Genomic DNA, 26730 nt, shown 5'->3' with positions numbered 1-26730 from the left:
GTATATGGGGATAGAAATCACACTTTCAAGTGTGTAATTTTTAACCAAACCAGTGGTGGAACATTAATTTAATGTAATCAACCATCTTACCGAAGAAGTTGCCTTCAGGAATTTCCTGCAACACGACCAGAGGGCGCTGTTCAATGGTTTTACCGTCAAGCTGGAAGTTGATGGTACCGACCACCTGGTTTTTCTGCAGCGGTGCGTGCAGTTCAGGATTGTTCAGCACGTAGCTTGCTTTCAAATCTTTCATGCGGCCACGTGGAATGGTCAGGTAAACGTCTTTATCCACGCCCAATGAGGCGCGATCGGTGTCGCCAAACCAGGCAGGCTCAGAAGCAAATTCTTTGCCGACTTTCAGCGGGCTTACGGTTTCAAAGAAGCGGAAGCCCCAGGTCAGCAGTTTTTTACTTTCGGTTTCGCGACCTTTAAAGGTGCGACCGCCCATGACCGCAGACACCAGGCGCATTTGGCCTTCAGTTGCCGACGCAACAAGGTTATAGCCTGCTTTATCCGTGTGACCGGTTTTGATGCCGTCCACGTTCAGGCTGTTGTCCCACAGCAGGCCGTTACGGTTCATCTGACGGATGCCGTTGAAGGTAAATTCTTTCTCTTTATAGATGGTGTATTCGTTCGGCACATCGCGGATCAACGCCTGACCGATCAGCGCCATGTCGCGCGCCGAGCTGTACTGACCATCAGCATCCAGGCCGTGAACAGTCTGGAAATGGGAGTTTTTCAGGCCAAGTGCAGCCACATAGCTGTTCATCAGGCCAACGAACGCATCCTGGCTGCCAGCGACATAATCGGCCATCGCCACACAGGCGTCGTTACCGGACTGGAGGTTGATACCACGGATCAGCTGCGAAACGGGAACCTGCATGCCTGGTTTCAGGAACATCAGAGATGAGCCTTTGAATACCGGGTTGCCGGTCGCCCATGCATCAGTACCGACGGTAACCAAATCGGATTCTTTGAATTTACCCGCCTTCATGGCCTGCCCGATAACGTAGCTGGTCATCATTTTGGTCAGACTGGCAGGGTCGCGGCGGGTGTCAGCATTCTGTTCGGCCAGGACTTTGCCTGAGTTGTAGTCGATCAGAATATAGGATTCAGCATCAATCTGCGGAACGCCTGGGATCATGGTTTTGATGTTCAGGTCATCAGCGTGAGCAGCGGAGGTCAGTGCCGCGACGGACAGAGCCGTGATAAGTAAACGAGCAGAAAAAGAGGTCTTCATGGTCAGAACAACGACATCCGTGATGGAGTGAAAAAAAGTGCCTAACTATAGCAAATGCTCTGAGAGCAGGCATCCTGCAATGCGTATGAGATTGTTAACAGTTTTAACATACGCATTGCATCCGGGATGCCAGGGCCGTTAGTTGGCGTGAGTAATAAATGACTGCAGTTGCGCCTCACTTTGAAGACGCTGTTGTACGGTGCTGGCTTCGTTTTTGCTGCTGAATGGCCCTAACTGGATACGCCAGACGGCCCCATTCTGTGTTACGCGACCAGGAACAGAAAATTGCTGGCTCAGGCGCTGTTGATACTGTTGGGCACGAGCCTGATCGCTCACCGCACCGACCTGAACCACATAGCTGCCGCTGGCGGCCGTTGAAGCTGTAGCTGCAGGGGCGACGGCTGGAGCAACGCTACCCTGAGTTGAACCCGGCGCAGTCACGGGCGCACTCTGCGTAGCCGCTGGCTGCGGGACTGTTGCCTGAACGGCAGGCTGCGCAGCCGGTTGTGCCGCAGGTTCACTGCTTTCCAAAACGCCGCTGTTCAGTGTGGTGGGTGCGCCAAGGAAACCGCTGCTGTTGACGGGCGCCCCGGTGGTGTCTTCGGGTTTCAGCGTATCGTTGCTGATCGCACGTACATCACTTTGTGAGGTTGTCGCTTGCGGAGCAGATGAAGCACTGCCCATTCCGCCATTTAAATCAGGGCGCGCGGGTAACGCGTATGTCTGTTTCGCAATCGTCGTACACGCCGTTCCTGGGCCGGACATTGTACCGTCCTGCGCCACGATAATCGGGTCGATTTTTACTTTGGTATTATTCGAGGTGTTCAGGCGATCCGCTGCGGCGCGAGAGAGTGAGATCACCCGATCGTTGCCGTAAGGACCACGATCGTTGATACGCACAATCAGCATACGACCGTTCGCCATATTGGTGATGCGTGCATAACTTGGCACTGGCAGCGTTGGATGCGCAGCAGTGAGTTGCATCGGGTCAAACGCTTCACCTGAGGCGGTCAGATTGCTGCCTGGCTCAGCATCATAAATGGCTGCGAGACCCGTCTGGCTAAAGTTCGACGGGTCCTGAACAATTTTGAAATTCTTCCCGTCGCGCTGATAGTCTTGATTCACTGACGGATTTTGGGGTTCGTAACGCGGCTCGGCACCGCTTATCTCCACAACAGGGCCATTACAGACTGCCGGCGTCGGCGCGGTGACGGTTTGCTGCGGCACACCATCATCACTCGTACATGCCGTCAGTAAGCTAGCTGCGATGAAGATTCCAGGCCATTGTTTACGCATTAGTGCGCACCCCTTATACGTTTTTCGACAACATTTTTCTGTGTGTGTGTATCGACATTACGATACCAAACCCTGCCATCAAGACGATCAGAGCAGAGCCTCCATAGCTGACGAGGGGAAGCGGTACGCCAACCACCGGCAGGATCCCACTCACCATACCAATATTTACGAAGACATAAACGAATAAAATCAACATTAAGCCCCCAGCCATGACACGGCCAAAGGAGGTTTGAGCCTGTGCGGCAATCCACAGTCCACGCATAATCAGCAGAACATATAATGCGAGCAGCACGATGAAGCCAATTAATCCTAGCTCTTCTGCCAGTACCGCAAAGATGAAGTCTGTATGCCGCTCGGGTAAAAACTCTAGCTGCGACTGAGTACCATGCAGCCAACCCTTGCCGCGCAGCCCACCGGAGCCGATGGCAATTTTAGACTGAATAATGTGATAACCCGCGCCCAGCGGATCAGTTTCCGGATCGAGCAACATCATCACGCGTTGGCGCTGATAATCGTGCATCAGGAAGAACCAGAGTATCGGAATAAAGGCGGCGACCAGCAGCACGGCCACGCCAATCAGACGCCAGCTCAGACCCGCCAGGAACAACACGAACAGACCGGAAAGGGCGATCAGAATCGATGTGCCAAGGTCGGGCTGTGCCGCAACCAGCAGCGTTGGCAGGAAAATCAGTGCCAGCGCGATGGCGGTGTTTTTCAGCGTCGGTGGGCATACATCGCGGTTGATAAAGCGCGCCACCATTAGCGGAACCGCAATTTTGGCGATCTCCGACGGCTGGAAACGCACTACGCCGAGATCAAGCCAGCGCTGTGCGCCTTTAGAAATCGCACCGAAGGCATCAACGGCGACCAGCAGAACAATACAGAAGATATACAGCCACGGTGCCCAGCCTTCGTACACGCGTGGCGGGATTTGCGCCATCACGACCATGATCACGACACCCATCGCAATCTGACCGATCTTGCGCTCCATCATGCCGATGTCCTGGCCGCTGGCGCTCCAGATAACCAGCGCGCTGTAAGTCAGCAGAGCCAACAGAATCAGCAGCATGGTGGGGTCGAGGTGGATTTTATCCCACAGCGATTTTTTGTTCGGATTATCCGTCATTGTTATTGGTCCTCCGCAGCTGCGGTTGCCGGGTTTTCCGTCGGCAGCACGGTGTTGTTATCACCGAGCATAATGTGATCGAGGATCTGACGCATGAGTGTACCGACTGCCGGACCTGCGCCGCCGTTTTCGAGGATCATCGCCACCGCCACTTTCGGGCTGTCATACGGCGCAAATGCGGTCATCAGCTTATGGTCACGCAGGCGTTCAGCGATGCGATGGGCGTTATAGGTTTCATTCGCTTTCAGGCCAAAGACCTGCGCCGTACCGGATTTTGCTGCGACCTTATATGGCGCACTGGTGAAATATTTATGCGCCGTTCCGTTTGGTCGGTTGGCAACACCATACATCCCGTCTTTGGCAATTTCCCAGTAGCCGGAATGCACATCGCCTACTGGCGTTTCATGTGGCTGTTCCCATGCGACCTGTTTGCCGTTTTCGGCGGTGCTCTGCAACAGGTGAGGGACTTTGACGATACCGTCGTTAATCAGGATCATCAGCGCCTTGTTCATTTGAATTGGCGTGGCTGTCCAGTAACCTTGCCCGATCCCAACCGGGATCGTATCGCCCTGATACCACGGCTTCTTAAAGCGTTTCAGCTTCCATTCACGGGTTGGCATGTTGCCGGAGCGTTCTTCCGAGAGATCGATTCCGGTGTAGTGACCGTAACCAAATTTACCCATCCACTCGGAAAGACGGTCAATCCCCATGTCGTAGGCGACCTGATAGAAGAAGGTATCCGCAGACTCTTCCAGCGCTTTGGTCACGTTCAGGTGGCCGTGGCCCCATTTTTTCCAGTCGCGATAACGTTTATCGGAGCCTGGAAGTTGCCACCAACCCGGGTCAAACAGGCCGGTATTGCGGGTAATCACGCCTGCCGTTAGTGCGGAAACTGATACATACGGTTTAACCGTTGACGCCGGAGGATACACGCCCTGTGTGGCGCGATTTACCAATGGCGTATTCGGGTCGTTAAGCAGTGAAGAGTAGTCCTTGCTGGAGATACCATCAACAAACGGGTTCGGGTCATAGCTTGGCATCGAAACCAGCGCCAGGATCCCGCCAGAGCGTGGATCGGTGACCACCACAGCCGCACGACTTCCCGTCAGCAGCGTTTCGATATACTGCTGTAACTTCAAATCGAGAGTGAGATAGATATCGTGTCCGGCCTGCGGTGACACTTCTTTCAACTGGCGAATAACGCGACCACGGTTGTTGACTTCAACCTCTTCGTAACCTGTTTGTCCGTGCAGCACGTCTTCGTAATAGCGCTCAATCCCCAGCTTGCCGATGTCATGCGTCGCGGCATAGTTCGCAAGCTTGCCCTCTTTATCGAGGCGGTCTACGTCTTTATCGTTAATTTTAGAGACGTAGCCGATCACGTGGGTCAGAGCGGAACCATAAGGGTAATAACGGCGCTTATAGCCTTTCACTTCCACGCCCTGGAAACGGTACTGATTCACCGCGAAACGGGCGACCTGGACTTCGGTCAGGTTGACTTTGACCGGAATGGAGGTGAAGCGGTGAGAGCGGGCGCGCTCTTTCTTGAAATTGGCGATGTCATCATCAGTGAGGTCGACAACATTGCGCAGATCGTTCAGCGTTTGCTGGAGATTATCCACTTTTTCCGGCATCAGCTCTAACTGGTAGATAGTGCGATTCAATGCCAGTGGGGTGCCGTTGCGATCATAAATAATGCCGCGGCTGGGTGCGATCGGCACCAGTTTGATACGGTTTTCGTTGGAGCGGGTCTGGTAATCGGTAAAACGCACAATCTGCAGATTATAGAGGTTAACGACCAGCACACCGCTGAGCACTAAAATGCCCAAAAACGCGACTACCGCCCGGCGCACAAACAGCGCGGACTCAGCCGTGTAATCGCGAAAAGAATTCTGTAATTTCATCCGCTGCTTAATCTAACCTGGTCATCATTACTCGCGGTGGTAAGGGTGGTTGGTGGTGATGCTCCACGCCCGGTACAGACTTTCTGCAACCAGCACCCTTACTAACGGATGTGGAAGTGTCAGCGTGGAGAGGGACCAACTTTGCTCTGCGGCGGCTTTACAGGCAGGGGAGAGTCCCTCCGGGCCACCGATCAGCAAACTGACGTCACGACCGTCTTGCTTCCAGCGCTCAAGTTCTTGCGCCAGCTGCGGCGTATCCCACGGCTTACCCGGGATATCCAGCGTGACAATGCGATTTTTGCCGGCAGCCGCCAGCATCAGTTCACCTTCTTTCTCAAGAATGCGTTTGATATCCGCATTTTTGCCGCGCTTACCGGCTGGAATTTCCACCAGTTCGAACGGCATATCTTTGGGAAAGCGGCGCAGGTATTCCGTGAAACCGGTCTGAACCCAGTCCGGCATTTTGGTGCCCACGGCAATAAGCTGCAGCTTCACGCATTAACCCCAGAGTTTTTCCAATTCGTACAGGACACGACTTTCTGCCTGCAGAACATGGACAATCACTTCACCTAAATCAACGACGACCCAATCGGAGACGTTTTGACCTTCGACGCCCAGTGGCAACATGCCAGCCGCGCGAGATTCCTGAATGACGTGATCCGCAATGGACATGACGTGACGGGTGGAGGTACCGGTGCAAATGATCATGCAGTCGGTGATGCTGGATTTACCGTGAACATCGATAGAAACGATATCCTGGCCCTTAAGATCGTCGATTTTGTCGATAACAAAATCCTGGAGTGCTTTACCCTGCAAGTTTCCCCCTGGTCAGGTGAATATGAATATGTTGAACAGCCCGTAAGTATACCTGAAACCAGGACGAAGTCGGACAAATGTGCCAACCGGGCGATACCGGCGAGCTATCATCCCACCCAATGACCCTGAATGCATCGCCATTTTTGTAAAACAATTTCTGTAAATCAGTGTGGTGGGACAAGTCTGGCTGCGGAGAATAGCAGCCTGTCAGGGGGTGTCAATGGTCTGGAGGGGAGTTAGAGCTGAAAATGGGAATATCTCGGGTATTCCACGCCTTTACCCAGGAAAATTATCGGTAAAGACCTTGTTGGTGAATATAGCTCAGCACCGTTTGGGGCAACATCTCTGCGCATGATTCACCCTGCTGGAGGCGTTCGCGGATAAGTGTGGCTGAAATATTGAACCACGGCGTTTCGGCGAGGTAAATTTTGCCTGCGGGCAAACGGTGTAAATCATCGGCGCTGTGCGTCAGGTGGCGATCGAGCCAATTCTGATGCGCTTCCTCTTTCATCGCCATCGGGTAACCGGGACGACGGCATACCAACAGGTGCGCATTATCCAGAATACTTTCATAGTCGTGCCATGACGGGAAGTTGATCAGTGAATCCTGACCGATGATAAAGGCGAGCGGCTGGGTCGCCCCTTGTTCCTGTCGCCATTCGCGCAAGGTTTCTGAAGTGTACGATGGCGTATCACGACGCAGTTCGCGCTCATCGAGTTCAAACAGGGGCTTGTCGGCGATGGCAAGTTCCAGCATATGGGTGCGCTGGGCGCTGGTCGCTTCTGGTTGAGGACGATGCGGCGGAACGTTATTCGGCATGATTATCACCTTTGAAAGGCCAATCAGATTCGCCAGAATCTCGACCGGTTTGAGGTGACCGTAATGCACGGGATCGAACGTGCCGCCGTAGAGAGCCTTTAACGCCGTCATATCATCCTTCGAAATAAATATCGGGCAAACTTTTGTGACACAGCAAAAGGGACAGGCCGTCGAGTTCTGCCCAGACAGACTGACCGTAATCTTGTTTAAGCGTGAGTTCAGTTCGTGCCAGTAAGGCAACAGCGTGACGCAGTTGTTCTGGGCTCAGGCGATTCAACGCTTCGGTAAACAAAGGGCGACGATTCTGCCAGACACGATGCTTATCAAACAGCGTGCGCAGCGGTGTCGAGACGGACTGGCGCTTCATGTTCACCAACAACAAGAGTTCACGTTGCAGGGTTCGCAGCAGAATGACGGGTTCACTTCCTTCCTGGCGCAGTTGCTGAAGAATGTGCAGCGCGCGTTTACTTTTTCCCGCCAGCAGCGCATCCAGCCAGTGAAACGGCGTGAAGTGCGCAGCATCATTGACTGCCTGTTCAACGCGCGGCAACGTCAATTTGCCATCCGGCCATAACAGGGACAGGCGTTCGAGCGCCTGAGCCAGTGCCAATAAATTGCCTTCATAGCAATAACACAGCAATTGGCTCGCGGCGTCGTCAAGCTGCAGATTATGCAGTTTAGCTCGTGTAGCTAACCAGCGTGGGAGCTGTGCCTGTTCGGGAGTCTGACAGGAAACCTGCGCCGACCTGTCGGAAAGCGCGCTATACCAGGCGGCATTTTCCTGCGCTTTGGTCAGCTTATTGCCTCGTACGATCAGCAGCAGATCTTCATGAAGAAGGGCTATCAGTGTAGTCAGTTGCTCGTTGATAGCGGCATTCGGCCCATTTTCGGGCAGCACTAACATCAGCGTCTGTCGACTTGCGAACAGGCTGCGTTCCTGGCTCAACGCAAACAACGCGTTCCAGTCAGTGCTGTTATCAATAGTGACGGTATGGTGTTCATCAAAACCCTGAGCCGCAGCCGCTTGGCGAATAGCATCCTGGCTTTCCTGAAGCAGAAGAGGGTCGTTACCAAGGAGTAGATACGCCGCGCGCAGCCCTTCGGAGAGCTGCGCGCGGAGTTGTTCTGGGTACAACCGAATCATCAGTTACCCAGAGTCGTGGAGACGCGAGGTTCAGCCGGTGCCGCAGGGGTATCCGTGGCAGACTGCTCTTCCTCTTTGGTGGCTTCTGTATCTGCCACCTTGACGCTCGGCAGCTTGCGGATCAGCTGTTGAGCGGCTTTGTCGTACATCTCCTGAATGATGATGTCTTGCTCGGCATCTTTCGCCAGCGCCTGTTGCGGGTTATCGAAGTACGAACGATAAACCTTGGTGCTGATTGGATAGATGTCATGGCCCGGGATCAGCACACTGGCAGAGACGGTCATGACCATCTGGTATTCAGCGGTTCTGCCGTCCTGGAACACCGACGCCGTATCTTTGCCAATGGTAGCGCCACCCAGACGCAGAGACGGAATGTCCTGGCGAATGGACGAAGGTTCCATGATCTCAATGCCATTAAGACGCAACTGGTTACGCACCGAGCGGCTCAACGGGCCATTAGGATCGCTTGAGACAAAAATCATCTTTTTCATATTGTCCGGAACCTGCGTAGAACTACGCAGATGCCAGCCACAACCTGCGGTGACAAGCACCGCCAGGGATACCAATAACGTTGTCAGAAATCGCACGCTTCCTCCCGCGCTTAGCCAACGACCAGGTTGAGCAGTTTGCCCGGAACGTAAATCACTTTACGCACGGTCACACCATCCAGATATTTTGCGACCAGCGTTTCCTGGCCTGCACGTTCACGAACCTGCTCTTCGGTCGCATCTACCGGCACAGTGACTTTACCGCGAACTTTACCATTAACCTGTACCACGACGAGGGTGGTGTTTTCTACCATCGCTTTCTCGTCGGCGACCGGCCACGGTGCGTTGTCGACATCACCTTCGCCACTCAGCAACTGCCACAGCGTAAAGCTGATGTGCGGCGTGAACGGGTTGAGCATACGGACAACAGACTGCAGCGCTTCCTGCATCAGGGCGCGATCTTGCTCGCCTTCGACAGGGGCTTTCGCCAGCTTGTTCATCAGTTCCATGATCGCCGCAATTGCGGTGTTGAAGGTCTGACGACGACCGATATCATCGGTCACTTTAGCGATAGTTTTATGTACATCGCGACGCAGCGCCTGCTGATCTTCGCTCAGGGCATCCACGTTCAGTGCCGTTACCGGGCCTTTCGCCGTGTGTTCGTAAACCAGCTTCCACACACGTTTCAGGAAGCGGTTAGCGCCTTCAACGCCGGATTCTTGCCACTCAAGCGTCATGTCAGCCGGAGAGGCGAACATCATGAACAGACGAACGGTATCTGCGCCGTAACGTTCAACCATTTCCTGCGGGTCGATACCGTTGTTTTTGGACTTAGACATTTTGCTCATGCCGGTATACACCAGCTCATGGCCTGCCTCGTCCTTCGCTTTCACGATACGGCCTTTCTCGTCACGCTCAACGATGGCTTCTTTCGGGGAAACCCAGTTACGCTCACCGCTTGCGCCAACGTAGTAGAAGGCATCTGCCAGTACCATTCCCTGACACAGTAACTGCTTAGCCGGTTCGTCAGAGTTCACCATGCCTGCATCACGCATCAGTTTGTGGAAGAAGCGGAAATAGAGCAGGTGCATAATGGCGTGTTCGATACCGCCAATGTAGATATCAACCGGCAGCCAGTAGTTAGCCGCGTCGGAATCCAGCATGCCTTCCTGATAGTCAGGGCAGGTGTAACGCGCGTAATACCAGGAAGACTCCATGAAGGTGTCAAAGGTATCGGTTTCGCGCAGCGCAGGCTGACCGTTAACGGTGGTTTTCGCCCACTCAGGATCCGCTTTAATTGGGCTGGTGATGCCATCCATGACCACATCTTCCGGCAGGATAACCGGCAGTTGATCTTCTGGCGTTGGCATCACGGTGCCGTCTTCCAGGGTCACCATCGGGATTGGCGCACCCCAGTAACGCTGACGGGAAACACCCCAGTCGCGCAGACGGAAGTTGACTTTACGCTCACCCACGCCGAGTGCTGCCAGTTTGTCAGCAATGGCGTTGAAGCCTGCTTCAAAGCTCAGGCCGCTGAACTCGCCAGAGTTAAACAGCGTGCCTTTTTCGGTCAGCGCCTGCGCGGACAGATCCGGCTCGGAGCCATCAGCGTTCAGAATAACTGGCTTGATAGTCAGGCCGTATTTGGTGGCAAATTCGTAATCGCGCTGATCGTGACCCGGAACGGCCATGACTGCGCCTGTGCCGTACTCCATCAGTACGAAGTTTGCAGCCCATACCGGAATGGCTTCACCCGTCAGGGGATGAATTGCTTTGAAACCGGTGTCGACGCCTTTCTTCTCCATTGTCGCCATTTCAGCTTCAGCGACTTTGGTGTTGCGGCATTCTTCAACGAACGCGGCCAGGGTCGGGTTGTTGAGCGCAGCCTGTTGCGCCAGCGGGTGACCAGCAGCAACAGCGAGATACGTCGCACCCATGAAGGTGTCTGGACGAGTGGTGTAGACGGTCAGCTTGTCAGCGTGATCGGCAACATTGAAGGTGATTTCTACGCCTTCGGAACGACCGATCCAGTTGCGCTGCATGGTTTTCACCGTGTCAGGCCACTGATCCATTTTATCCAGATCGTTCAGCAGTTCGTCGGCGTAAGCGGTGATTTTGATAAACCACTGCGGGATCTCTTTACGCTCAACTTTGGTGTCACAACGCCAGCAGCAGCCGTCGATAACCTGTTCGTTCGCCAGAACGGTCTGATCGTTCGGGCACCAGTTAACGGCAGACGTTTTCTTGTACACCAGGCCTTTTTTATACAGCTCGGTGAAGAACTTCTGTTCCCAGCGATAGTATTCAGGCGTACAGGTCGCCAGCTCGCGGCTCCAGTCATAACCGAAGCCCAGCATTTTGAGCTGGTTTTTCATGTACGCGATGTTGTCGTAGGTCCACGGAGCAGGTGCAGTGTTGTTTTTCACCGCAGCACCTTCAGCCGGAAGACCAAACGCATCCCAGCCAATTGGCTGCAGCACGTTTTTGCCCAGCATACGCTGGTAACGGGCAATCACATCACCAATGGTGTAGTTACGCACGTGGCCCATGTGTAGTCGGCCAGAAGGATAGGGGAGCATCGACAGGCAGTAGTATTTCTCTTTGCTGTTGTCTTCAGTCACTTCAAATGTGCGCTTATCGTCCCAGTGTTGCTGGACTTTCGATTCTATCTCTTCCGGGCGGTATTGCTCTTGCATGGCAGCCAGTGGTCCTGTTTTCAATACAGCTACAAACGTAGCCAATGGATGTGGTCATTCAGATCCGCATAGCATAGCCCAAACGGGCACGTCAAAACAGCCTTTCGCACACACCGGACTGGCGTTTATTTACCGGGTCTGTGGCTAACCTGACAAAGCTATAAGGAAATAAGGTCTATCATTAGAGGACGTTAACCACCCGGGAGATGAAACAATGAACAAGGTTGCTCAATATTATCGAGAACTGGTGACGACGCTAACCGAGCGCTTGCGTAACGGAGAGCGCGATATTGATGCGCTGGTCGAGCAGGCACGCGAACGCGTGAGCCAGACCGGGGAGTTAACCCGAACCGAAGTCGATGAACTCACAAGGGCCGTGCGCCGCGACCTTGAAGAGTTTGCTATCAGCTACGGCGAGAGTCAGGACGAGCTGAAAGACAGCGTGTTTATGCGGGTGATTAAGGAAAGTATCTGGCAAGAATTAGCGGATATTACCGATAAAACGCAGCTCGAGTGGCGAGAGGTTTTCCAGGACTTGAATCATCACGGTGTGTATCACAGTGGCGAAGTGGTGGGGTTGGGGAATTTAGTCTGCGAGAAATGCCATTTTCATCTGGCGGTCTACTCGCCGGATGTATTGCCGCTTTGCCCGAAATGCGGTCACGACCAGTTCCAGCGCAAGGCGTTTGAGCCTTGATCCTCTTTTTTTGTAGGCCGGGCAAGCACCGTGCCGCCCGGCAATTTCCCCGGCCCACAAAACCATTAATGCAGAATTTTCGCGAGGAAATCTTTGGCGCGGTCAGACTGAGGATTATTAAAGAATTCGTCTTTATCAGAATCTTCAACAATCTTGCCTTCATCCATAAAGATAACGCGGTTCGCCACTTTGCGGGCGAAGCCCATTTCGTGGGTCACGACCATCATCGTCATGCCTTCGTGCGCCAGCTCAACCATCACATCCAGCACTTCGTTGATCATCTCAGGATCAAGCGCGGAAGTCGGTTCATCGAACAGCATTGCCACCGGATCCATACACAACGCACGAGCAATCGCCACGCGCTGCTGCTGACCGCCGGAAAGCTGTGCCGGGAATTTATTGGCGTGCGCAGAAAGCCCTACGCGTTCCAGCAGCTTTAGGCCTTTCGTGCGAGCGGCGTTTTTGTCGCGTTTGAGCACTTTGACCTGTGCCAGCGTCAGGTTTTCGATGATCGACAGGTGAGGGAACAGCTCAAAATGCTGGAACACCATGCCGACCTGCGAGCGCAATTTCGCCAGATCGGTTTTCTTGCTATTCACCTGAGTGCCGTTAACCAGAATTTCACCTTTCTGTACGGGCTCCAGACCATTAACGGTTTTGATAAGCGTTGATTTACCGGAGCCTGACGGGCCGCAAACCACCACCACTTCACCTTTTTTCACTTCCGTGGAGCAATCGGTCAGCACCTGAAAGTGACCATACCATTTTGAAACATTTTTCAGGGAAATCATTAGACGGTCCTTTTCTTCAAATAGGTGACCAACAGCGAGGCGCTTAAACTGATAACAAAATAGACGGCTCCCGCGAACAGGATCATCTCAACCTGGGTTCCGTCACGCTCGCCGATGGTCGACGCGGTACGGAAGAAATCGGCAAGGCTCAAGACGTACACCAGCGAGGTATCCTGGAACAGGACGATCCCCTGAGTCAGCAGCAAAGGCACCATCGCACGGAACGCCTGTGGCAGAATAATGAGCTTCATCGACTGCCAGTGGGTCATGCCCAACGCCAGCGCGGCGCTACCTTGCCCACGCGAAATGCTCTGGATCCCGGCGCGAATAATTTCCGAATAGTAAGCCGCTTCGAACATCGAAAACGCCACCATCGCGGAAACCAGGCGGATATCTGCTTTCGGCGACAGCCCAAGCACGTTTTGCAGGAAGCCAGGCACAATCAGATAGAACCATAGCAGCACCATTACCAGCGGAATGGAACGGAAGACGTTCACATACGCAGTGGCAAACCAGGCCAGCGGTTTGAAGGATGACAGACGCATCACTGCCAGCAATGTTCCCCAGACAATCCCGATAATAATCGCCGTCACGGTAATTTTCAGGGTGATAAGCAGCCCTGACATCAGGTAAGGCAGGGAAGGAACGATAGAACTCCAGTCAAACTCGTACATTATTTGCCTCCCATATTGCCAGGCAGGCGAACCTTACGTTCAACCAGATTCATCACCAGCATGATAATCGCGTTAATCAGCACGTACGCGAGCGTAATGGCGGTGAAAGACTCCCAGGCGTGCGCCGAGTAATCCAGCAACTTCCCGGCCTGCGCCGCCATATCGACCAAACCGATAGTCGAGGCGATAGCTGAGTTCTTCACCAGGTTCATCATTTCTGAGGTCATTGGCGGCACAATCACGCGATAAGCGTTGGGCAGCAGCACATAACGATAGCTTTGCGGTAACGTCAGTCCCATCGCCAGGGCTGCGTTTTGTTGGCCACGCGGTAGCGACTGGATAGCGGCACGTACCTGCTCACACACGCGGGCAGCGGTAAACAGCCCAAGACACAGCATCGAAGAAACAAAGAATTGAATGTTGGGATCAAGCTCAGACTTAAACCACGTGCCGATATTTTCTGGTAGCAGCTCTGGAATCACCAGATACCAGGTAAAGAACTGAACGATCAGCGGAACGTTACGGAACAGTTCCACATACAGCGTACCAATCCCGGATAAAAACCGATTGGGTACGGTACGCAGAATGCCGAACAGCGAGCCGACGAAGAACGCGATAATCCAGGCCGTTATCGATAACGCAACGGTGACCTGAAATCCGCTCCACAGCCAGCCAAGATAGGTGGTGTTGCCGAACGGGGCTTGTTGCAGAAAAATACCCCAGTTCCAGTCGATTGACATAAATGGACTCCGAAAAAAAAAGGGTAGCAGGGCTACCCTCTAAGACTGCTAAGGAAACTTTTACACGTCATCCTTCGCGCTGTCTCTTTGTTGGCTGCCGTCGTTCACCCCGGTCACTTACTTATGTAAGCTCCCGGGGATGCACTCCGTTGCCGCCGCGATACAGCACGAATGATTTTGTGTAAGTTATTTCATGTTGAGTGGGGAACGACCATTCAACATAGTGTCTGTCCGTGTTTCCTCACAATCGAGAGGGCAGGTGAACCCGCCCATCGTTGTTTTAATTAGTTAACGGCTTTGTCGTTAGGGGCTTTGAACAGTGCTTTCATGTCGTCAGACAGTTCAAAGTTCATGTTCAGGTTCTTCGGTGGAATTGGGTTTTTGAACCATTTCTCGAACCATTTCGATGCTTCACCGGAGGTCTGCGCCTGAGCGATAGTGTCATCCATCAGCTTTTTGAACTGAGGATCGTCTTTACGCAGCATACAGCCGTAGGCTTCTTTGGACTGCGGCGTGCCAAGGATTTCCCAGTTGTCTGGTTTCTTCGCTTTCGCACGTTCACCCGCCAGCAGGGCGTCATCCATCATAAACGCCACCGCGCGACCGCTTTCCAGCGTACGGAAAGAGTCGCCATGGTCTTTGGCGCTGATGATGCGCATGTCCATTTTCTTGTCGTCGTTCAGTTTGTGCAGCAGCACTTCAGAGGTCGTACCGGACGTCACCACGACCGCTTTGCCTTTCAGGTCGGCGAAATCTTTGATTGGGCCACCTTTCTTGACCAGCAGACGGGTGCCGACCACGAAGATAGTGTCTGAGAACGCTGCTTGTTTCTGACGTTCGAGGTTGTTGGTGGTCGAGCCACACTCGAAGTCAAAGGTGCCGTTCTGCAACAGCGGAATGCGGTTCTGAGACGTAATTGGGATTAGCTTAACCTGCAAGTCCGGCTTGTTGAGCTTCTTCTTGATAGCGTCAACGATGGCGTTGGAGTAATCCTGGGAGTAACCCACGACTTTCTGCTGGTTGTCGTAGTAAGAGAACGGTACGGATGATTCACGGTGGCCGACCACAATCACGCCATTTTTGGCGATCTTGTCGAGCGTGCTGCCAGCCGCAGGTGCGTCTTCTGCATGGACAACGCCAGCGGACATTCCCATCACCAGCATTGCTGTGGCCAGTTTACGTAATTGCATATCCAAACTCCTTATCGCAGCGTCAGGGACGCGCAGATACCCATGTGAGTGTTGTGTTGTTATAGCCTGCCACTTTTGTGTGCAGTGTTAAGCCAGTTTGTTAACATTTAGTCTGGCTTAATGTAAAGATTTTGCTGCGTTATTGTTTGTTTTTGCGAAGTGCGCCGCACCGTTTTAAGGCAAAAATGCTCTCATGCACCAAAAAGGTGCCACCGATGAGCAAGGCTAGTGCGACCGGGTTGCACTGACGCGAAATAACGTAGCTCACTGAATTGATATAGCAATTGGCGTGCCAGAAATGGCATCTGTGCGGAGTCTTACGGGGAAGGAAAAGTAGGCCGGGTCAGCGTAGCGCCACCCGGCGGAGAGAATTAACGACGGCGCTGACGCAGACTCATGACCAGCGCACCAAAGCCAAACAGCGCGGCGAGGATCCACAGCGGCCAGTTGCCGAAGCGTGCATACGGCGTCAGGCCCGTTGTCGGCGTCACCGTGGTGGTCAGCACTTCGCGAGTGAACTGCGGGATCATCGCCTGCACGTCGCCATGCGGATCGATAACCGCAGTGATGCCGTTGTTAGTGCTACGCAGCAGCGGACGCGCCAGTTCCAGCGCACGCATCCGCGCCATCTGGAAATGCTGCCACGGCCCGATGGATTTACCGAACCATGCATCGTTTGAGATGGTCAGCAGGAAATCAGTATCCGGACGGAAATTGTCGCGTACCTGTTCGCCAAGAATGATTTCATAGCAAATAGCGGGTGTCAGTTTCAGGTTATGCGCAGAAAGCTGCGGCTGCACATAAGGCCCACGGCTGAATGACGACATCGGCAGGTCAAAGAACGGCGCTAACGGTCGCAGGATAGACTCCAGCGGCACAAACTCACCAAACGGCACCAGGTGATTTTTGTTGTAGCGATCCGTCGAGTTGTAGCTGTACGGATTGTCTTTGCCAAGCGTGATGATGGTGTTGTAAGTGTCGTAACGGTTTTTGGCGTTAAGACGTGAATCCACCACACCGGTAATCAGCGAGCTGTTTTTGGCGCGCAGCATATCGTCCATCATGCTGAGCAGACGCTGCTGATTGATTTCGAGATCAGGGATCGCTGATTCTGGCCAGATAATCAGTTGAGATTTTCCCATCACTTTTTCAGTGGCATCGAGATAAATTTTCAGCGTATTAATCAGCTCTTTCTCGTCCCATTTCAGCGACTGTGGGATATTCCCCTGGACCAGCGACACCTGAGTGGTGCGGGCAGGCAGCAGTTGATACCACTGGATATAGCGTAGCGGGAAGGGCAGGGCGAACAGCACTATGGCAACAACCAGTGGTCGCCAGTTGCGGGTTGCCAGCGCCAGCGCCAGTAAACCACTGACGATCATCAGCAGGAAGTTGATGGTCTCAACGCCCATCACCGGAGCCAGGCCTTTCAGCGGGCCGTCAATCTGGCTGTAGCCAAACTGTAGCCACGGGAAGCCGGTCAACACCCATCCGCGCAAGAATTCGGTGAGTTGCCAGACGGCAGGCGCGGCAATGGCAACGCGTATCCAGTTGGCTTTCGGCCACAGGCGCGACAGCACACCGGCAAACAGCCCGGTATACAGCGAAAGGTAAGCGGCAAGCAGCACCACAAGGAACACGTTCACCGGACCTGGCATACCGCCAAATTGCGCGATGCTGACGTAAACCCAGTTGATGCCGGAACCGAACAGACCGAGGCCCCAGAAATAGCCAATCCAGGCGCTTTGCAGTGGACGACGATTAAGCGTTAATCCCTGCAACCCGACAAGCGACACAATCGCCGCAGGCCAGAAATCATAAGGGGAAAAAGCCAGCGTTCCGCAGGCACCGAAAAGAAGCGCCAGCAGCAAACGAATGCGCTGGCGTTGAATGAGAGAGGCAAATGCCATTTAGCGTTGTCGTCCCTTAAAAATTAATCGTCCAGATTAGGCTGTGGCGCATCTTCCGGAAGTTTGACGTGAACCTGGATGATACGACGGCTGTCAGCCATCGCAACTTTGAACTGGTAACCATCAATGACAATGGATTCACCGCGAGCAGGCAGATGACCGAATGCCTGCATCACCAGACCGCCGATGGTATCCACTTCGTCATCGTTGAAGTGTGTACCGTACGCATCGTTAAAGTCTTCAATCGAGGCCAATGCGCGAACGGTCCAGGTGTGACGGCTTAACTGACGGAAATTGATGTCGTCTTCTTCATCATATTCGTCTTCAATTTCGCCAACGATAAGTTCGAGGATGTCTTCGATGGTCACCAGACCCGAAACGCCGCCAAATTCGTCAATCACAATCGCCATGTGGTAGCGCTGGGAACGGAACTCTTTCAGCATGCGATCAACCCGCTTGCTTTCCGGCACCACCACCGCCTGGCGTAACACTTTATCCATGCTGAAAGCTTCGGAATCGCTGCGCATAAACGGCAGCAAATCTTTGGCCATCAGAATCCCTTCGATGTGATCTTTATCTTCGCTGATCACCGGGAAACGTGAGTGGGCGGACTCGATAATGACATCGAGGCATTCGTCCAGCGTCTGGTTACGTTTCAGGGTGATCATTTGAGAGCGGGGGATCATGATGTCACGGACGCGTTGGTCTGCAATATCCATTACCCCTTCGAGCATGTCACGCGTATCTTCGTCGATAAGATCGTTTTGCCCGGAATCACGGATCAGCGCCAGAAGTTCATCACGGTTTTTCGGTTCGCCGTGGAAGAGCTGGCTCAGTAAGAGGGAGAAGAATCCCTTTTTGCTGGTTAAGGTGTCGCTACTGTGTGAGTTGTCGTCGCTCATGGCGTCGTGTGGGGTCTCATGTTAATAAATGTTCGCCGTCGCGCGTAAACTCAGCGTCAGACGGCATAAAATGCCAGGGCGGCTTTTAACTGCCGCCCTGGTTACTCTTTCTCGGCAATGTACGGATCATCATAGTTCAGAGCAAGCATTATCTCTGTTTCCAGACTTTCCATCTCTTCGGCTTCTTCGTCTTCAATATGGTCGTAACCGAGCAGATGCAAGCTACCGTGGATGACCATATGCGCCCAGTGGGCTTCGAGCGGTTTGCCCTGTTCTTCAGCTTCGCGTTCCACCACCTGGCGACAGATGATCAGGTCGCCGAGCAACGGCATTTCGATGCCCGGCGGCGCTTCAAACGGGAAAGAGAGCACATTGGTGGACTTGTCTTTGCCACGATAGGTCATGTTCAGTTCGTGGCTTTCGGCTTCATCCACCAGACGAATCGTCACTTCTGACTCTTCCTGGAACGCCGGAATAGTCGCGTCCAGCCAACGCTGAAACTCCGCTTCCAGCGGCAGGCCGTTTTCGTTTTCTGTCGCTATCTGTAAATCTAAAATAACCGAACTCATTTTTGCTCATGCTCCTGCGTTGCCAGCGCTTCGCGTTTGCGCTCGGCGGCCTGCTCGGCTTTACGTTTTTGATCGGCTTCTTCCCACGCTTCATACGCGTTAACGATCCGGGCGACAACCGGATGGCGCACCACGTCTTCGCTGTGGAAGAAGTTGAAGCTGATTTCGTCCACTTCCGCCAACACTTCAATGGCATGACGCAGACCGGATTTCAGGTTACGCGGCAGGTCAATCTGGGTAATGTCACCCGTGATCACCGCTTTCGAGTTAAAGCCGATACGCGTCAGGAACATCTTCATTTGTTCAATGGTGGTGTTCTGGCTTTCATCGAGAATGATGAACGCATCGTTGAGCGTACGTCCGCGCATATAGGCCAGTGGCGCAACTTCAATGACGTTGCGTTCAATGAGCTTTTCGACTTTTTCAAAGCCAAGCATCTCGAACAGTGCGTCATACAGCGGGCGCAGATACGGATCGACTTTCTGACTGAGATCGCCTGGCAGGAAGCCTAATTTTTCACCAGCCTCCACCGCCGGTCGGGTCAGCAGAATACGGCGAATTTCCTGGCGCTCCAGCGCATCGACTGCGGCGGCAACGGCCAGGTAGGTTTTACCCGTACCTGCAGGACCCACGCCGAAAGTGATGTCGTGGTCGAGAATATTGGCGATGTATTGGGCCTGATTTGGCGTACGCGGTTTAATCACGCCCCGCTTAGTCTTGATGTTGATGGCTTTGCCGTAGTCCGGCACGCTGTCAGCACTTTGTTCCAGCACGCGGGCTTCTTTGATAGCCAGGTGAATCTGTTCCGGTTCAATATCCTGAGTCTGGCCGCGCATTGGGGCCGTATCGACGTACAGGCTGCGCAGGATATCCGCGGCTGCGTTAACGCAGATGGCGCGTCCGGTGAGTTTGAAGTAATTATCGCGGCGGTTGATTTCGATACCCAGTCGTCGCTCCAGATGTTTGATGTTGTCATCAAACGGGCCGCAGAGGCTCAGCAGGCGGTTGTTGTCTGCCGGCTCCAGGGTAATTTCACGCGTTTCTGTATTCAAACTGTTCCTCTTTTGCCTATTGCCTCGACGGGCGTTTTTGAACCTGTTCAAAGGAAATTATTCACGCCAGTGTTTAAAGGCGCAAGCATTGCAATTGATCTGGGGGCAGGGCGGGGAAATGCAAGGGCCTGCCCGAAGGGACAGGCCGCTGGAATTACGGCTGGAAGGAACCGACGCCGAGATCGTTTTCTTTGCGGGTACGCGCGATAACGGATTCCGGTGATTCCACCACGCGAAGCCCCATTTCCGCTTCGGTGCGAACCAGTTTGCCGCGCAGAGAGTTGGTATAAACGTCAACGATTTCCACATCGACGAATTTGCCCACCATATCTGGCGTCCCCTCGAAGTTCACCACGCGGTTATTTTCGGTGCGTCCGGTTAACTCCATCACGCTCTTACGCGAAGTCCCTTCGACCAGAATACGCTGCACAGTGCCCACCATACGGCGACTCCATGCCATCGCCTGCTGGTTTAGGCGTTCTTGCAGAATGTACAGGCGCTGCTTTTTGTCTTCTTCCGGAACATCATCGACCATGTCTGCCGCAGGCGTACCCGGACGCGCAGAGAAGATAAAGCTGTAGCTGACGTCCATATTCACATCGGCAATGAGCTTCATGGTCTTCTCGAAGTCTTCATTGGTTTCACCCGGGAAGCCGACGATAAAGTCAGAGCTGATTTGAATGTCCGGGCGCGCTTCACGCAGTTTGCGGATAATGGCTTTGTATTCCAGCGTCGTGTGCGTGCGGCCCATCAGGTTCAGCACGCGGTCTGAACCGCACTGAACCGGAAGATGCAGGAAGCTCACCAGCTCCGGCGTATCGCGATAGACGTCGATGATGTCGTCGGTGAATTCAATCGGATGGCTGGTGGTAAAGCGCAGACGATCGATACCGTCGATGGACGCCACCAAACGCAGCAGTTCGGAGAAACAACCGGTGCTACCGTCGTAGTTCTCACCGCGCCAGGCGTTTACGTTCTGGCCGAGCAGATGAATTTCGCGCACACCCTGCGCCGCAAGCTGGGCGACTTCGAACAGGATATCGTCAGACGGACGGCTGACTTCTTCACCACGTGTGTAAGGCACCACGCAGTAAGTACAGTATTTGTTACAGCCTTCGATGATCGACACATACGCCGTTGGGCCGTCAGCTCGTGGCTCTGGCAGACGGTCAAATTTTTCAATTTCCGGGAAGCTGACGTCGACAATAGGCTTACGGTGATCGCGCATGCCACGAATGTTGGTGATCATTTCAGGCAGGCGGTGCAGCGTTTGCGGGCCAAAAATAATATCGACATAGTGGGCGCGCTGGCGAATCAGTTTGCCTTCTTGCGACGCAACACAGCCGCCGACGCCAATGATCACATCCGGTCTTTTCGCCTTGATGTGTTTCCAGCGGCCCAGCAAATGGAAAACTTTTTCCTGCGCTTTCTCACGAATTGAACAGGTGTTCAGTAGCAGCACATCGGCTTCTTCGGCATTTTCAGTCAATTGATAGCCGTGGGTGGCATCCAGCAGATCGGCCATCTTTGATGAATCGTACTCGTTCATCTGACAGCCCCAGGTTTTAATATGGAGTTTTTTTGTCATCGACTTAGCTCATGCTCAGGAAACGCAGGGCGCGTATTGTAATGCTTTGCAGCGAGTGTGACCAGTATGACCGACCCGGCGCACAAAGGATAAAAAAATCCGGTAAACTTACAGAATTGAAGTTTAAGGATAACGAGCCATGAGCAATCAACATACAGATGTCGCCATCGTGGGCGGCGGAATGGTCGGCGGCGCGCTGGCACTGGGTCTGGCGCAACAAGGCTTCACCGTAACCGTGATTGAGCAAACTACGCCACCTGAGTTTGATCCAGCGAGTCCACCGGATGTGCGGATCTCTGCCATCAGTGCGTCTTCCGTAGGGCTGTTACGCGGCCTGGGCGTCTGGGAGGCCATCCAGGTCATGCGCACTCATCGTTATCGCCAACTGGAAACCTGGGAGTGGGAAAACGCGCACGTGGTGTTTAACGCTGCAGAACTGAAGCTGCCCGAACTCGGATACATGGTGGAAAACAACGTGCTGCAGCTTGCCCTGTGGCAGGCGCTGGAGGCGCATGAAAACATCAGCCTGTGCGTACCTTCTTCACTGGAAACCCTGCTTCACGGCAGTGATGGGTATGTGCTGGGCTTTACCGACGGCAGTGAGCTAAAAGCGAAGCTGGCGGTGGGGGCCGATGGCGCGAACTCTCAGGTGCGACACATGGCCGGGATCGGCGTTCATGCATGGCAATATCCTCAGTCCTGCATGTTAATAACCGTGCAATGCGAAAATGAACCGGGTGACAGCACCTGGCAGCAGTTTACGCCAAACGGGCCGCGCGCCTTTCTACCGCTGTTCGATAACTGGGCCTCACTGGTGTGGTACGACACGCCAGCGCGTATTCGCCAGCTTCAGTCACTTCCGCTCGATCAACTTCAACGAGAGATTGCCAATACGTTCCCATCGCGCTTAGGCAATGTTAAACCTGTGGCCGCTGGTGCGTTTCCACTGACTCGCCGCCATGCGCTGCGTTACGTTCAGCCAAACCTCGCGTTGGTGGGCGATGCGGCGCATACCATTCATCCGCTGGCCGGGCAGGGCGTGAATCTGGGGTATCGTGATGTTGATGTGCTGGTGGACGTACTGGCAAATGCACGTAGCCACGGCGAGGAGTGGTCGAGTTTATCGGTGTTGAAGCGTTATCAGACGCGCCGAATGGCGGATAATTACCTGATGCAATCCGGCATGGATCTGTTTTACGCCAGTTTCAGCAATGACCTCGCACCGCTGAGAATGCTGCGTAATATTGGCCTGATGGCCGCTGAGCGAGCGGGGGGCCTGAAACGTCAGGCATTGAAGTATGCGTTAGGATTGTAGTCAGATTCCCCGGCAGAAGATGTCGGGGATATTATCGAAACGACAAAAACAAAAAAGCCCGCAGAAGCGAGCTTTTTTGTTTTAAGTGGCTGGGGTACGAGGATTCGAACCTCGGAATGCTGGTATCAGAAACCAGAGCCTTACCGCTTGGCGATACCCCAACTGAATTTTTATTTCATGACGATGTTGATGAAAAGTGGCTGGGGTGCAGGGATTCGAACCCCGGAATGCTGGTATCAGAAACCAGTGCCTTACCGCTTGGCGACACCCCATCAGGTGTTCTTTTCAGCTTTTTTACATCGTTTACTAATTGGCTGGGGTGCAGGGATTCGAACCCCGGAATGCTGGTATCAGAAACCAGTGCCTTACCGCTTGGCGACACCCCAAGAATTTGGTGGCTACGACGGGATTCGAACCTGTGACCCCATCATTATGAGTGATGTGCTCTAACCAACTGAGCTACGTAGCCTGAATTTTGATTTGCCAGACTGGCTGGGGTACCTGGATTCGAACCAGGGAATGCTGGTATCAAAAACCAGTGCCTTACCGCTTGGCGATACCCCAATGACTCATAAAAATCATCTAGTCTGGAAAAAGTGGCTGGGGTACCAGGATTCGAACCTGGGAATGCTGGTATCAAAAACCAGTGCCTTACCGCTTGGCGATACCCCATCCGTGCAACGCTTTTTGGAAATGGTGCGGGAGGCGAGACTTGAACTCGCACACCTTGCGGCGCCAGAACCTAAATCTGGTGCGTCTACCAATTTCGCCACTCCCGCAAAAAAAGATGGTGGCTACGACGGGATTCGAACCTGTGACCCCATCATTATGAGTGATGTGCTCTAACCAACTGAGCTACGTAGCCATACTTTTTTAGCGCTACCTTATCGGCGTTGCGGGGCGCATTATGCGTATTGAGCCAATAAGCGTCAACTTTTTTTTCAAGTAAAAGGACCGGAATGTGACTGTTTGGTTAGGTTGCGAACAGCGAGGCGAATTAATCGGCAATAATTGATTCTTACGCCTTTTTCGCAATTCGATGGAGGCCCATAAACGACAAATGGGCCCCGAAGGGCCCATCGTTGAAAACGGGGATTTATTTGTAGGCAGACTGGTGTACGCCGACCGCACGACCTGACGGATCGTTCATTGATTTGAAGGATTCATCCCACTCGATTGCTTTTGCGGAAGAACAGGCAACGGATGGGCCACCTGGTACGCATTCAGCCGCGCTTGGCAGTGGGAACAGCTCTTCAAAGATCTCACGATACAGATACGCTTCTTTAGACGAAGGCGTGTTGTACGGGAAGCGGAAGCTCGCCGTTTCCAGTTGTTTATCGGTGACTTGCTTCGCGGCCACTTCTTTCAGGGTATCAATCCAGCTGTACCCTACGCCATCGGAGAACTGCTCTTTCTGACGCCATGCGACGCTTGCTGGCAGATAGGATTCAAAACATTCGCGCAGAATGTGTTTTTCCATTTTGCCATTGCCACACATTTTGTCCTGAGGGTTGATGCGCATCGCCACATCGAGGAATTTCTTGTCGAGGAACGGCACGCGAGCCTCAACGCCCCAGGCTGACATTGCTTTGTTAGCGCGAGCACAGTCAAACATATGTAACGCCTGCAGTTTACGCACGGTTTCTTCGTGCAGCTCTTTCGCGTTTGGCGCTTTGTGGAAGTACAAATATCCGCCAAACACTTCGTCAGAACCTTCGCCTGAAAGCACCATTTTGATGCCCATCGCTTTGATTTTTCGCGACATCAGGTACATCGGTGTAGAAGCACGAATGGTCGTCACATCGTACGTTTCGATGTGATAAATCACGTCGCGGATAGCATCCAGACCTTCCTGCACGGTGAAGTGAATTTCATGGTGCACAGTCCCTAAATGGTTAGCCACTTCCTGCGCTGCTTTCAGATCCGGGGAACCGTCGAGGCCCACGGCGAAAGAGTGCAGCTGTGGCCACCAGGCTTCTGAACGTTCCTGATCTTCCACACGGCGGGCGGCATATTTCTTGGTGATAGCGGAAATCACGGAGGAATCGAGACCGCCCGACAACAGCACGCCGTAAGGCACGTCAGACATCAGGTGGCTTTTTACGGAATCTTCCAGCGCCTGGCGCAGTTCGTTTTTGTCCGTCACGTTGTCTTTGACTGCATCGTAATCGAACCAGTCGCGCTGATAATAAGGACGAATTTCGCCGTCTTTACTCCACAGGTAACTGCCTGCCGGGAATTCTTTGATAGTGCGGCACACAGGTACAAGCGCCTTCATTTCGGAAGCCACATACAGGTTGCCGTGTTCGTCATGGCCCATATACAGCGGGATGATACCGATGTGATCACGACCAATCAGGTACGCATCTTTTTCACTGTCGTAAAGCACAAACGCAAACATACCTTGCAGATCGTCGAGGAACTCCGGACCTTTTTCCTGATACAGCGCGAGAATGACTTCGCAGTCGGAGCCGGTCTGGAAGTGATAGCGATCGCCATATTCTGCGCGCAGTTCCTGATGGTTATAGATTTCACCGTTTACGGCCAGCGCATGGGTTTTCTTTTCGTTGTACAGCGGCTGGGCGCCTGCATTGACGTCGACAATCGACAGACGTTCATGGCAGAGAATGGCTTTATCACTGGCGTAAACGCCGGACCAGTCTGGCCCGCGATGGCGCATCAGACGAGACAGCTCGAGCGCTCTTTTACGCAGTTCAACCGCGTCCGTTTTGATATCCAGTACACCGAAAATAGAACACATAGCGACTTCTCCGTTAATTCTGTTGCGTGTTGTTGTGGCGTTGCATGCATTAAAAAATGCCGTAAAGCGGGTCACTACGCAAGGGAATTACGGTGATGAAAGCAAAAAGTGCAATGGGGATTAGTGAATAGTGAAAAACACGTAGATTTGGAACGTCATTATTGATGATTGTGTAATTTATTTCGTTTTTTATTAGATTGACTCTCGCTTTACAGGAGCGAAAATGAAAAACCACGCCAGAGGACGTGGTTTTGACTCAGATAACGTCGATTTCGGCGACTGACGGGTAAATCCACGATGGTCGGAAGGGCATATCGTCAATGTCATCCATCGTCGAAACACCGGAAAGCACAAGTATCGTTTCAAGTCCGGCCTGAAAACCGGCCAGAATATCGGTGCGCAGATTATCACCCACGATCACCGTCTGCTCGGAATGGGCCTGCATTTTGTTCAATGCGGCGCGGATGATCCACGGACTCGGTTTCCCCACCACAAAAGGTTTGCGACCCGAGATTTTTTCGATACCGGCGCAAAGCGCGCCACATGCAGGATAAAAACCACGACCGTGGGTGTCCGGATTGGTTGCGATAAAGCGTGCGCCATTGGCCACAAAGAAAGCGGCTTTGTGCATCATTTCCCAGTTAAAGGAGCGGGTTTCACCGACGATCACGAAATCAGGATTTACATCGGTAATGGTAAATCCGGCTTTATATAATTCATGGATCAGCGCGCCTTCACCCACGACATAGGCTTTTTTGCCTTCCTGACGACGCAGAAAATCGGCGGTCGCCATTGCGGAGGTGTAAAACACGCTATCGGGTACGTCGACACCGGCAGTGGCGAAGCGGTTAGCCAGATCCTGGCCGGTCTGCGAAGGATAGTTGGTCAGCAGTACCAACGGCATGCCTTTTTCGAGCACTCGGTTTAAAAACGCTGCCGCACCGGGCACCGCTACGTTGTCGTGCATCAGCACGCCGTCAATATCACAAATGATGTTCTGAAGGGTCATGG

General features: G+C 53.3%; 23 protein-coding genes and 8 tRNA genes. 2 read left to right on the top strand and 29 right to left on the bottom strand.

The window, feature by feature from the left end; genetic code table 11:
• Positions 1–40 precede the first annotated feature (40 nt).
• The 10 genes from dacA to leuS all read right to left on the bottom strand — a co-directional run bounded on the left by dacA (position 41) and on the right by leuS (position 11530).
• A complete protein-coding gene (gene dacA / locus VH187_RS09805) occupies positions 41–1240 on the bottom strand; it encodes a D-alanyl-D-alanine carboxypeptidase DacA (RefSeq protein ID WP_329701259.1) in 1200 nt (399 codons plus the stop codon).
• 138 nt (positions 1241–1378) lie between these two features.
• Positions 1379–2536 (bottom strand): endolytic peptidoglycan transglycosylase RlpA, encoded by a 1158-nt coding sequence (rlpA, locus tag VH187_RS09800; protein ID WP_329701258.1) that lies wholly within the window; start codon positions 2534–2536, stop codon positions 1379–1381.
• Positions 2537–2549: 13 nt separating this feature from the next.
• Positions 2550–3662 carry a peptidoglycan glycosyltransferase MrdB gene (mrdB, locus tag VH187_RS09795; RefSeq protein WP_329701257.1) on the bottom strand — a complete coding sequence of 371 codons (1113 nt, stop codon included), beginning with the start codon at positions 3660–3662 and terminating at the stop codon, positions 2550–2552.
• A gap of 2 nt (positions 3663–3664) precedes the next feature.
• Positions 3665–5566, bottom strand: coding sequence for a peptidoglycan DD-transpeptidase MrdA (gene mrdA, locus VH187_RS09790; RefSeq protein WP_329701256.1), 1902 nt, complete (start codon positions 5564–5566; stop codon positions 3665–3667).
• A 27-nt stretch (positions 5567–5593) separates the two neighbouring features.
• Positions 5594–6061, bottom strand: coding sequence for a 23S rRNA (pseudouridine(1915)-N(3))-methyltransferase RlmH (gene rlmH, locus VH187_RS09785; protein ID WP_329701255.1), 468 nt, complete (start codon positions 6059–6061; stop codon positions 5594–5596).
• Between the two features lie 3 nt (positions 6062–6064).
• Positions 6065–6382 (bottom strand): ribosome silencing factor, encoded by a 318-nt coding sequence (rsfS, locus tag VH187_RS09780; RefSeq protein ID WP_329701254.1) that lies wholly within the window; start codon positions 6380–6382, stop codon positions 6065–6067.
• A gap of 289 nt (positions 6383–6671) precedes the next feature.
• On the bottom strand, positions 6672–7313 hold the full coding sequence (gene nadD / locus VH187_RS09775) for a nicotinate-nucleotide adenylyltransferase (RefSeq protein ID WP_329701253.1): 642 nt from the start codon (positions 7311–7313) through the stop codon (positions 6672–6674).
• Between the two features lies 1 nt (position 7314).
• The gene (gene holA, locus VH187_RS09770) at positions 7315–8346 is read right to left on the bottom strand and encodes a DNA polymerase III subunit delta (RefSeq protein WP_329701252.1); all 1032 of its coding nucleotides are present in this window, start codon (positions 8344–8346) and stop codon (positions 7315–7317) included.
• Positions 8346–8933: an LPS assembly lipoprotein LptE gene (lptE, locus tag VH187_RS09765; RefSeq protein ID WP_329701251.1), complete on the bottom strand. Its 588-nt coding sequence runs from the start codon at positions 8931–8933 to the stop codon at positions 8346–8348. Before lptE ends, holA begins: the two co-directional genes overlap by 1 nt.
• A gap of 14 nt (positions 8934–8947) precedes the next feature.
• On the bottom strand, positions 8948–11530 hold the full coding sequence (leuS, locus tag VH187_RS09760; RefSeq protein ID WP_329701250.1) for a leucine--tRNA ligase: 2583 nt from the start codon (positions 11528–11530) through the stop codon (positions 8948–8950).
• A 214-nt stretch (positions 11531–11744) separates the two neighbouring features.
• Between leuS and VH187_RS09755 the strand changes: the two genes are divergently transcribed.
• Positions 11745–12227 (top strand): zinc ribbon-containing protein, encoded by a 483-nt coding sequence (locus VH187_RS09755; RefSeq protein ID WP_319626954.1) that lies wholly within the window; start codon positions 11745–11747, stop codon positions 12225–12227.
• A 65-nt stretch (positions 12228–12292) separates the two neighbouring features.
• Here the strand turns inward: VH187_RS09755 and VH187_RS09750 are convergent, their stop codons facing one another.
• From VH187_RS09750 to miaB, 9 genes are all read right to left on the bottom strand, one after another.
• Positions 12293–13018: an amino acid ABC transporter ATP-binding protein gene (locus VH187_RS09750; protein ID WP_329701249.1), complete on the bottom strand. Its 726-nt coding sequence runs from the start codon at positions 13016–13018 to the stop codon at positions 12293–12295.
• On the bottom strand, positions 13018–13692 hold the full coding sequence (gene gltK, locus VH187_RS09745) for a glutamate/aspartate ABC transporter permease GltK (RefSeq protein ID WP_329701248.1): 675 nt from the start codon (positions 13690–13692) through the stop codon (positions 13018–13020). The genes VH187_RS09750 and gltK overlap by 1 nt, the downstream gene beginning before the upstream one ends.
• Complete coding sequence (gene gltJ / locus VH187_RS09740) at positions 13692–14432, bottom strand: glutamate/aspartate ABC transporter permease GltJ (RefSeq protein ID WP_329701247.1); 741 nt, start codon at positions 14430–14432, stop codon at positions 13692–13694. The genes gltK and gltJ overlap by 1 nt, the downstream gene beginning before the upstream one ends.
• 284 nt (positions 14433–14716) lie before the next feature.
• Positions 14717–15622: an amino acid ABC transporter substrate-binding protein gene (locus VH187_RS09735; protein WP_329701246.1), complete on the bottom strand. Its 906-nt coding sequence runs from the start codon at positions 15620–15622 to the stop codon at positions 14717–14719.
• A gap of 371 nt (positions 15623–15993) precedes the next feature.
• Positions 15994–17532 (bottom strand): apolipoprotein N-acyltransferase, encoded by a 1539-nt coding sequence (gene lnt, locus VH187_RS09730; protein ID WP_329701245.1) that lies wholly within the window; start codon positions 17530–17532, stop codon positions 15994–15996.
• Positions 17533–17555: 23 nt separating this feature from the next.
• Positions 17556–18434: a CNNM family magnesium/cobalt transport protein CorC gene (gene corC, locus VH187_RS09725; RefSeq protein WP_329701244.1), complete on the bottom strand. Its 879-nt coding sequence runs from the start codon at positions 18432–18434 to the stop codon at positions 17556–17558.
• A 101-nt stretch (positions 18435–18535) separates the two neighbouring features.
• A complete protein-coding gene (ybeY, locus tag VH187_RS09720; protein ID WP_329701243.1) occupies positions 18536–19003 on the bottom strand; it encodes an rRNA maturation RNase YbeY in 468 nt (155 codons plus the stop codon).
• Positions 19000–20055, bottom strand: a complete 1056-nt coding sequence (locus tag VH187_RS09715) for a PhoH family protein (RefSeq protein WP_329701242.1) — start codon at positions 20053–20055, stop codon at positions 19000–19002. The genes ybeY and VH187_RS09715 overlap by 4 nt, the downstream gene beginning before the upstream one ends.
• Positions 20056–20209: 154 nt before the next feature.
• Entirely contained in the window at positions 20210–21643 is a 1434-nt protein-coding gene (miaB, locus tag VH187_RS09710) for a tRNA (N6-isopentenyl adenosine(37)-C2)-methylthiotransferase MiaB (RefSeq protein ID WP_329701241.1), read from the bottom strand.
• Between the two features lie 139 nt (positions 21644–21782).
• On the opposite strand from miaB, the gene ubiF reads away from it, so the two are divergent.
• On the top strand, positions 21783–22958 hold the full coding sequence (ubiF, locus tag VH187_RS09705) for a 3-demethoxyubiquinol 3-hydroxylase (RefSeq protein WP_329701240.1): 1176 nt from the start codon (positions 21783–21785) through the stop codon (positions 22956–22958).
• 86 nt (positions 22959–23044) lie between these two features.
• Here ubiF and VH187_RS09700 read toward each other — a convergent pair.
• The 10 genes from VH187_RS09700 to VH187_RS09655 form a co-directional block, all read right to left on the bottom strand.
• Positions 23045–23119: transfer RNA gene (locus VH187_RS09700), tRNA-Gln, on the bottom strand.
• A gap of 36 nt (positions 23120–23155) precedes the next feature.
• Positions 23156–23230 (bottom strand) — tRNA-Gln (locus VH187_RS09695).
• A gap of 39 nt (positions 23231–23269) precedes the next feature.
• A tRNA-Gln gene (locus tag VH187_RS09690) sits at positions 23270–23344 on the bottom strand.
• 6 nt (positions 23345–23350) lie between these two features.
• A tRNA-Met gene (locus VH187_RS09685) sits at positions 23351–23427 on the bottom strand.
• A 20-nt stretch (positions 23428–23447) separates the two neighbouring features.
• Positions 23448–23522, bottom strand: a tRNA-Gln gene (locus VH187_RS09680).
• Between the two features lie 33 nt (positions 23523–23555).
• A tRNA-Gln gene (locus VH187_RS09675) sits at positions 23556–23630 on the bottom strand.
• Between the two features lie 22 nt (positions 23631–23652).
• Positions 23653–23737 (bottom strand) — tRNA-Leu (locus VH187_RS09670).
• A 9-nt stretch (positions 23738–23746) separates the two neighbouring features.
• A tRNA-Met gene (locus VH187_RS09665) sits at positions 23747–23823 on the bottom strand.
• A gap of 231 nt (positions 23824–24054) precedes the next feature.
• Positions 24055–25719 (bottom strand): asparagine synthase B, encoded by a 1665-nt coding sequence (gene asnB, locus VH187_RS09660; protein ID WP_329701239.1) that lies wholly within the window; start codon positions 25717–25719, stop codon positions 24055–24057.
• Between the two features lie 256 nt (positions 25720–25975).
• A complete protein-coding gene (locus tag VH187_RS09655) occupies positions 25976–26728 on the bottom strand; it encodes an HAD-IIA family hydrolase (RefSeq protein ID WP_329701341.1) in 753 nt (250 codons plus the stop codon).
• Positions 26729–26730: the final 2 nt, after the last annotated feature.

Source organism: Scandinavium sp. (assembly GCF_036271055.1).
In the GTDB taxonomy this organism is placed as follows: Bacteria; Pseudomonadota; Gammaproteobacteria; order Enterobacterales; family Enterobacteriaceae; genus Scandinavium.
This window is presented reverse-complemented; position numbering and strand designations above follow the sequence as displayed.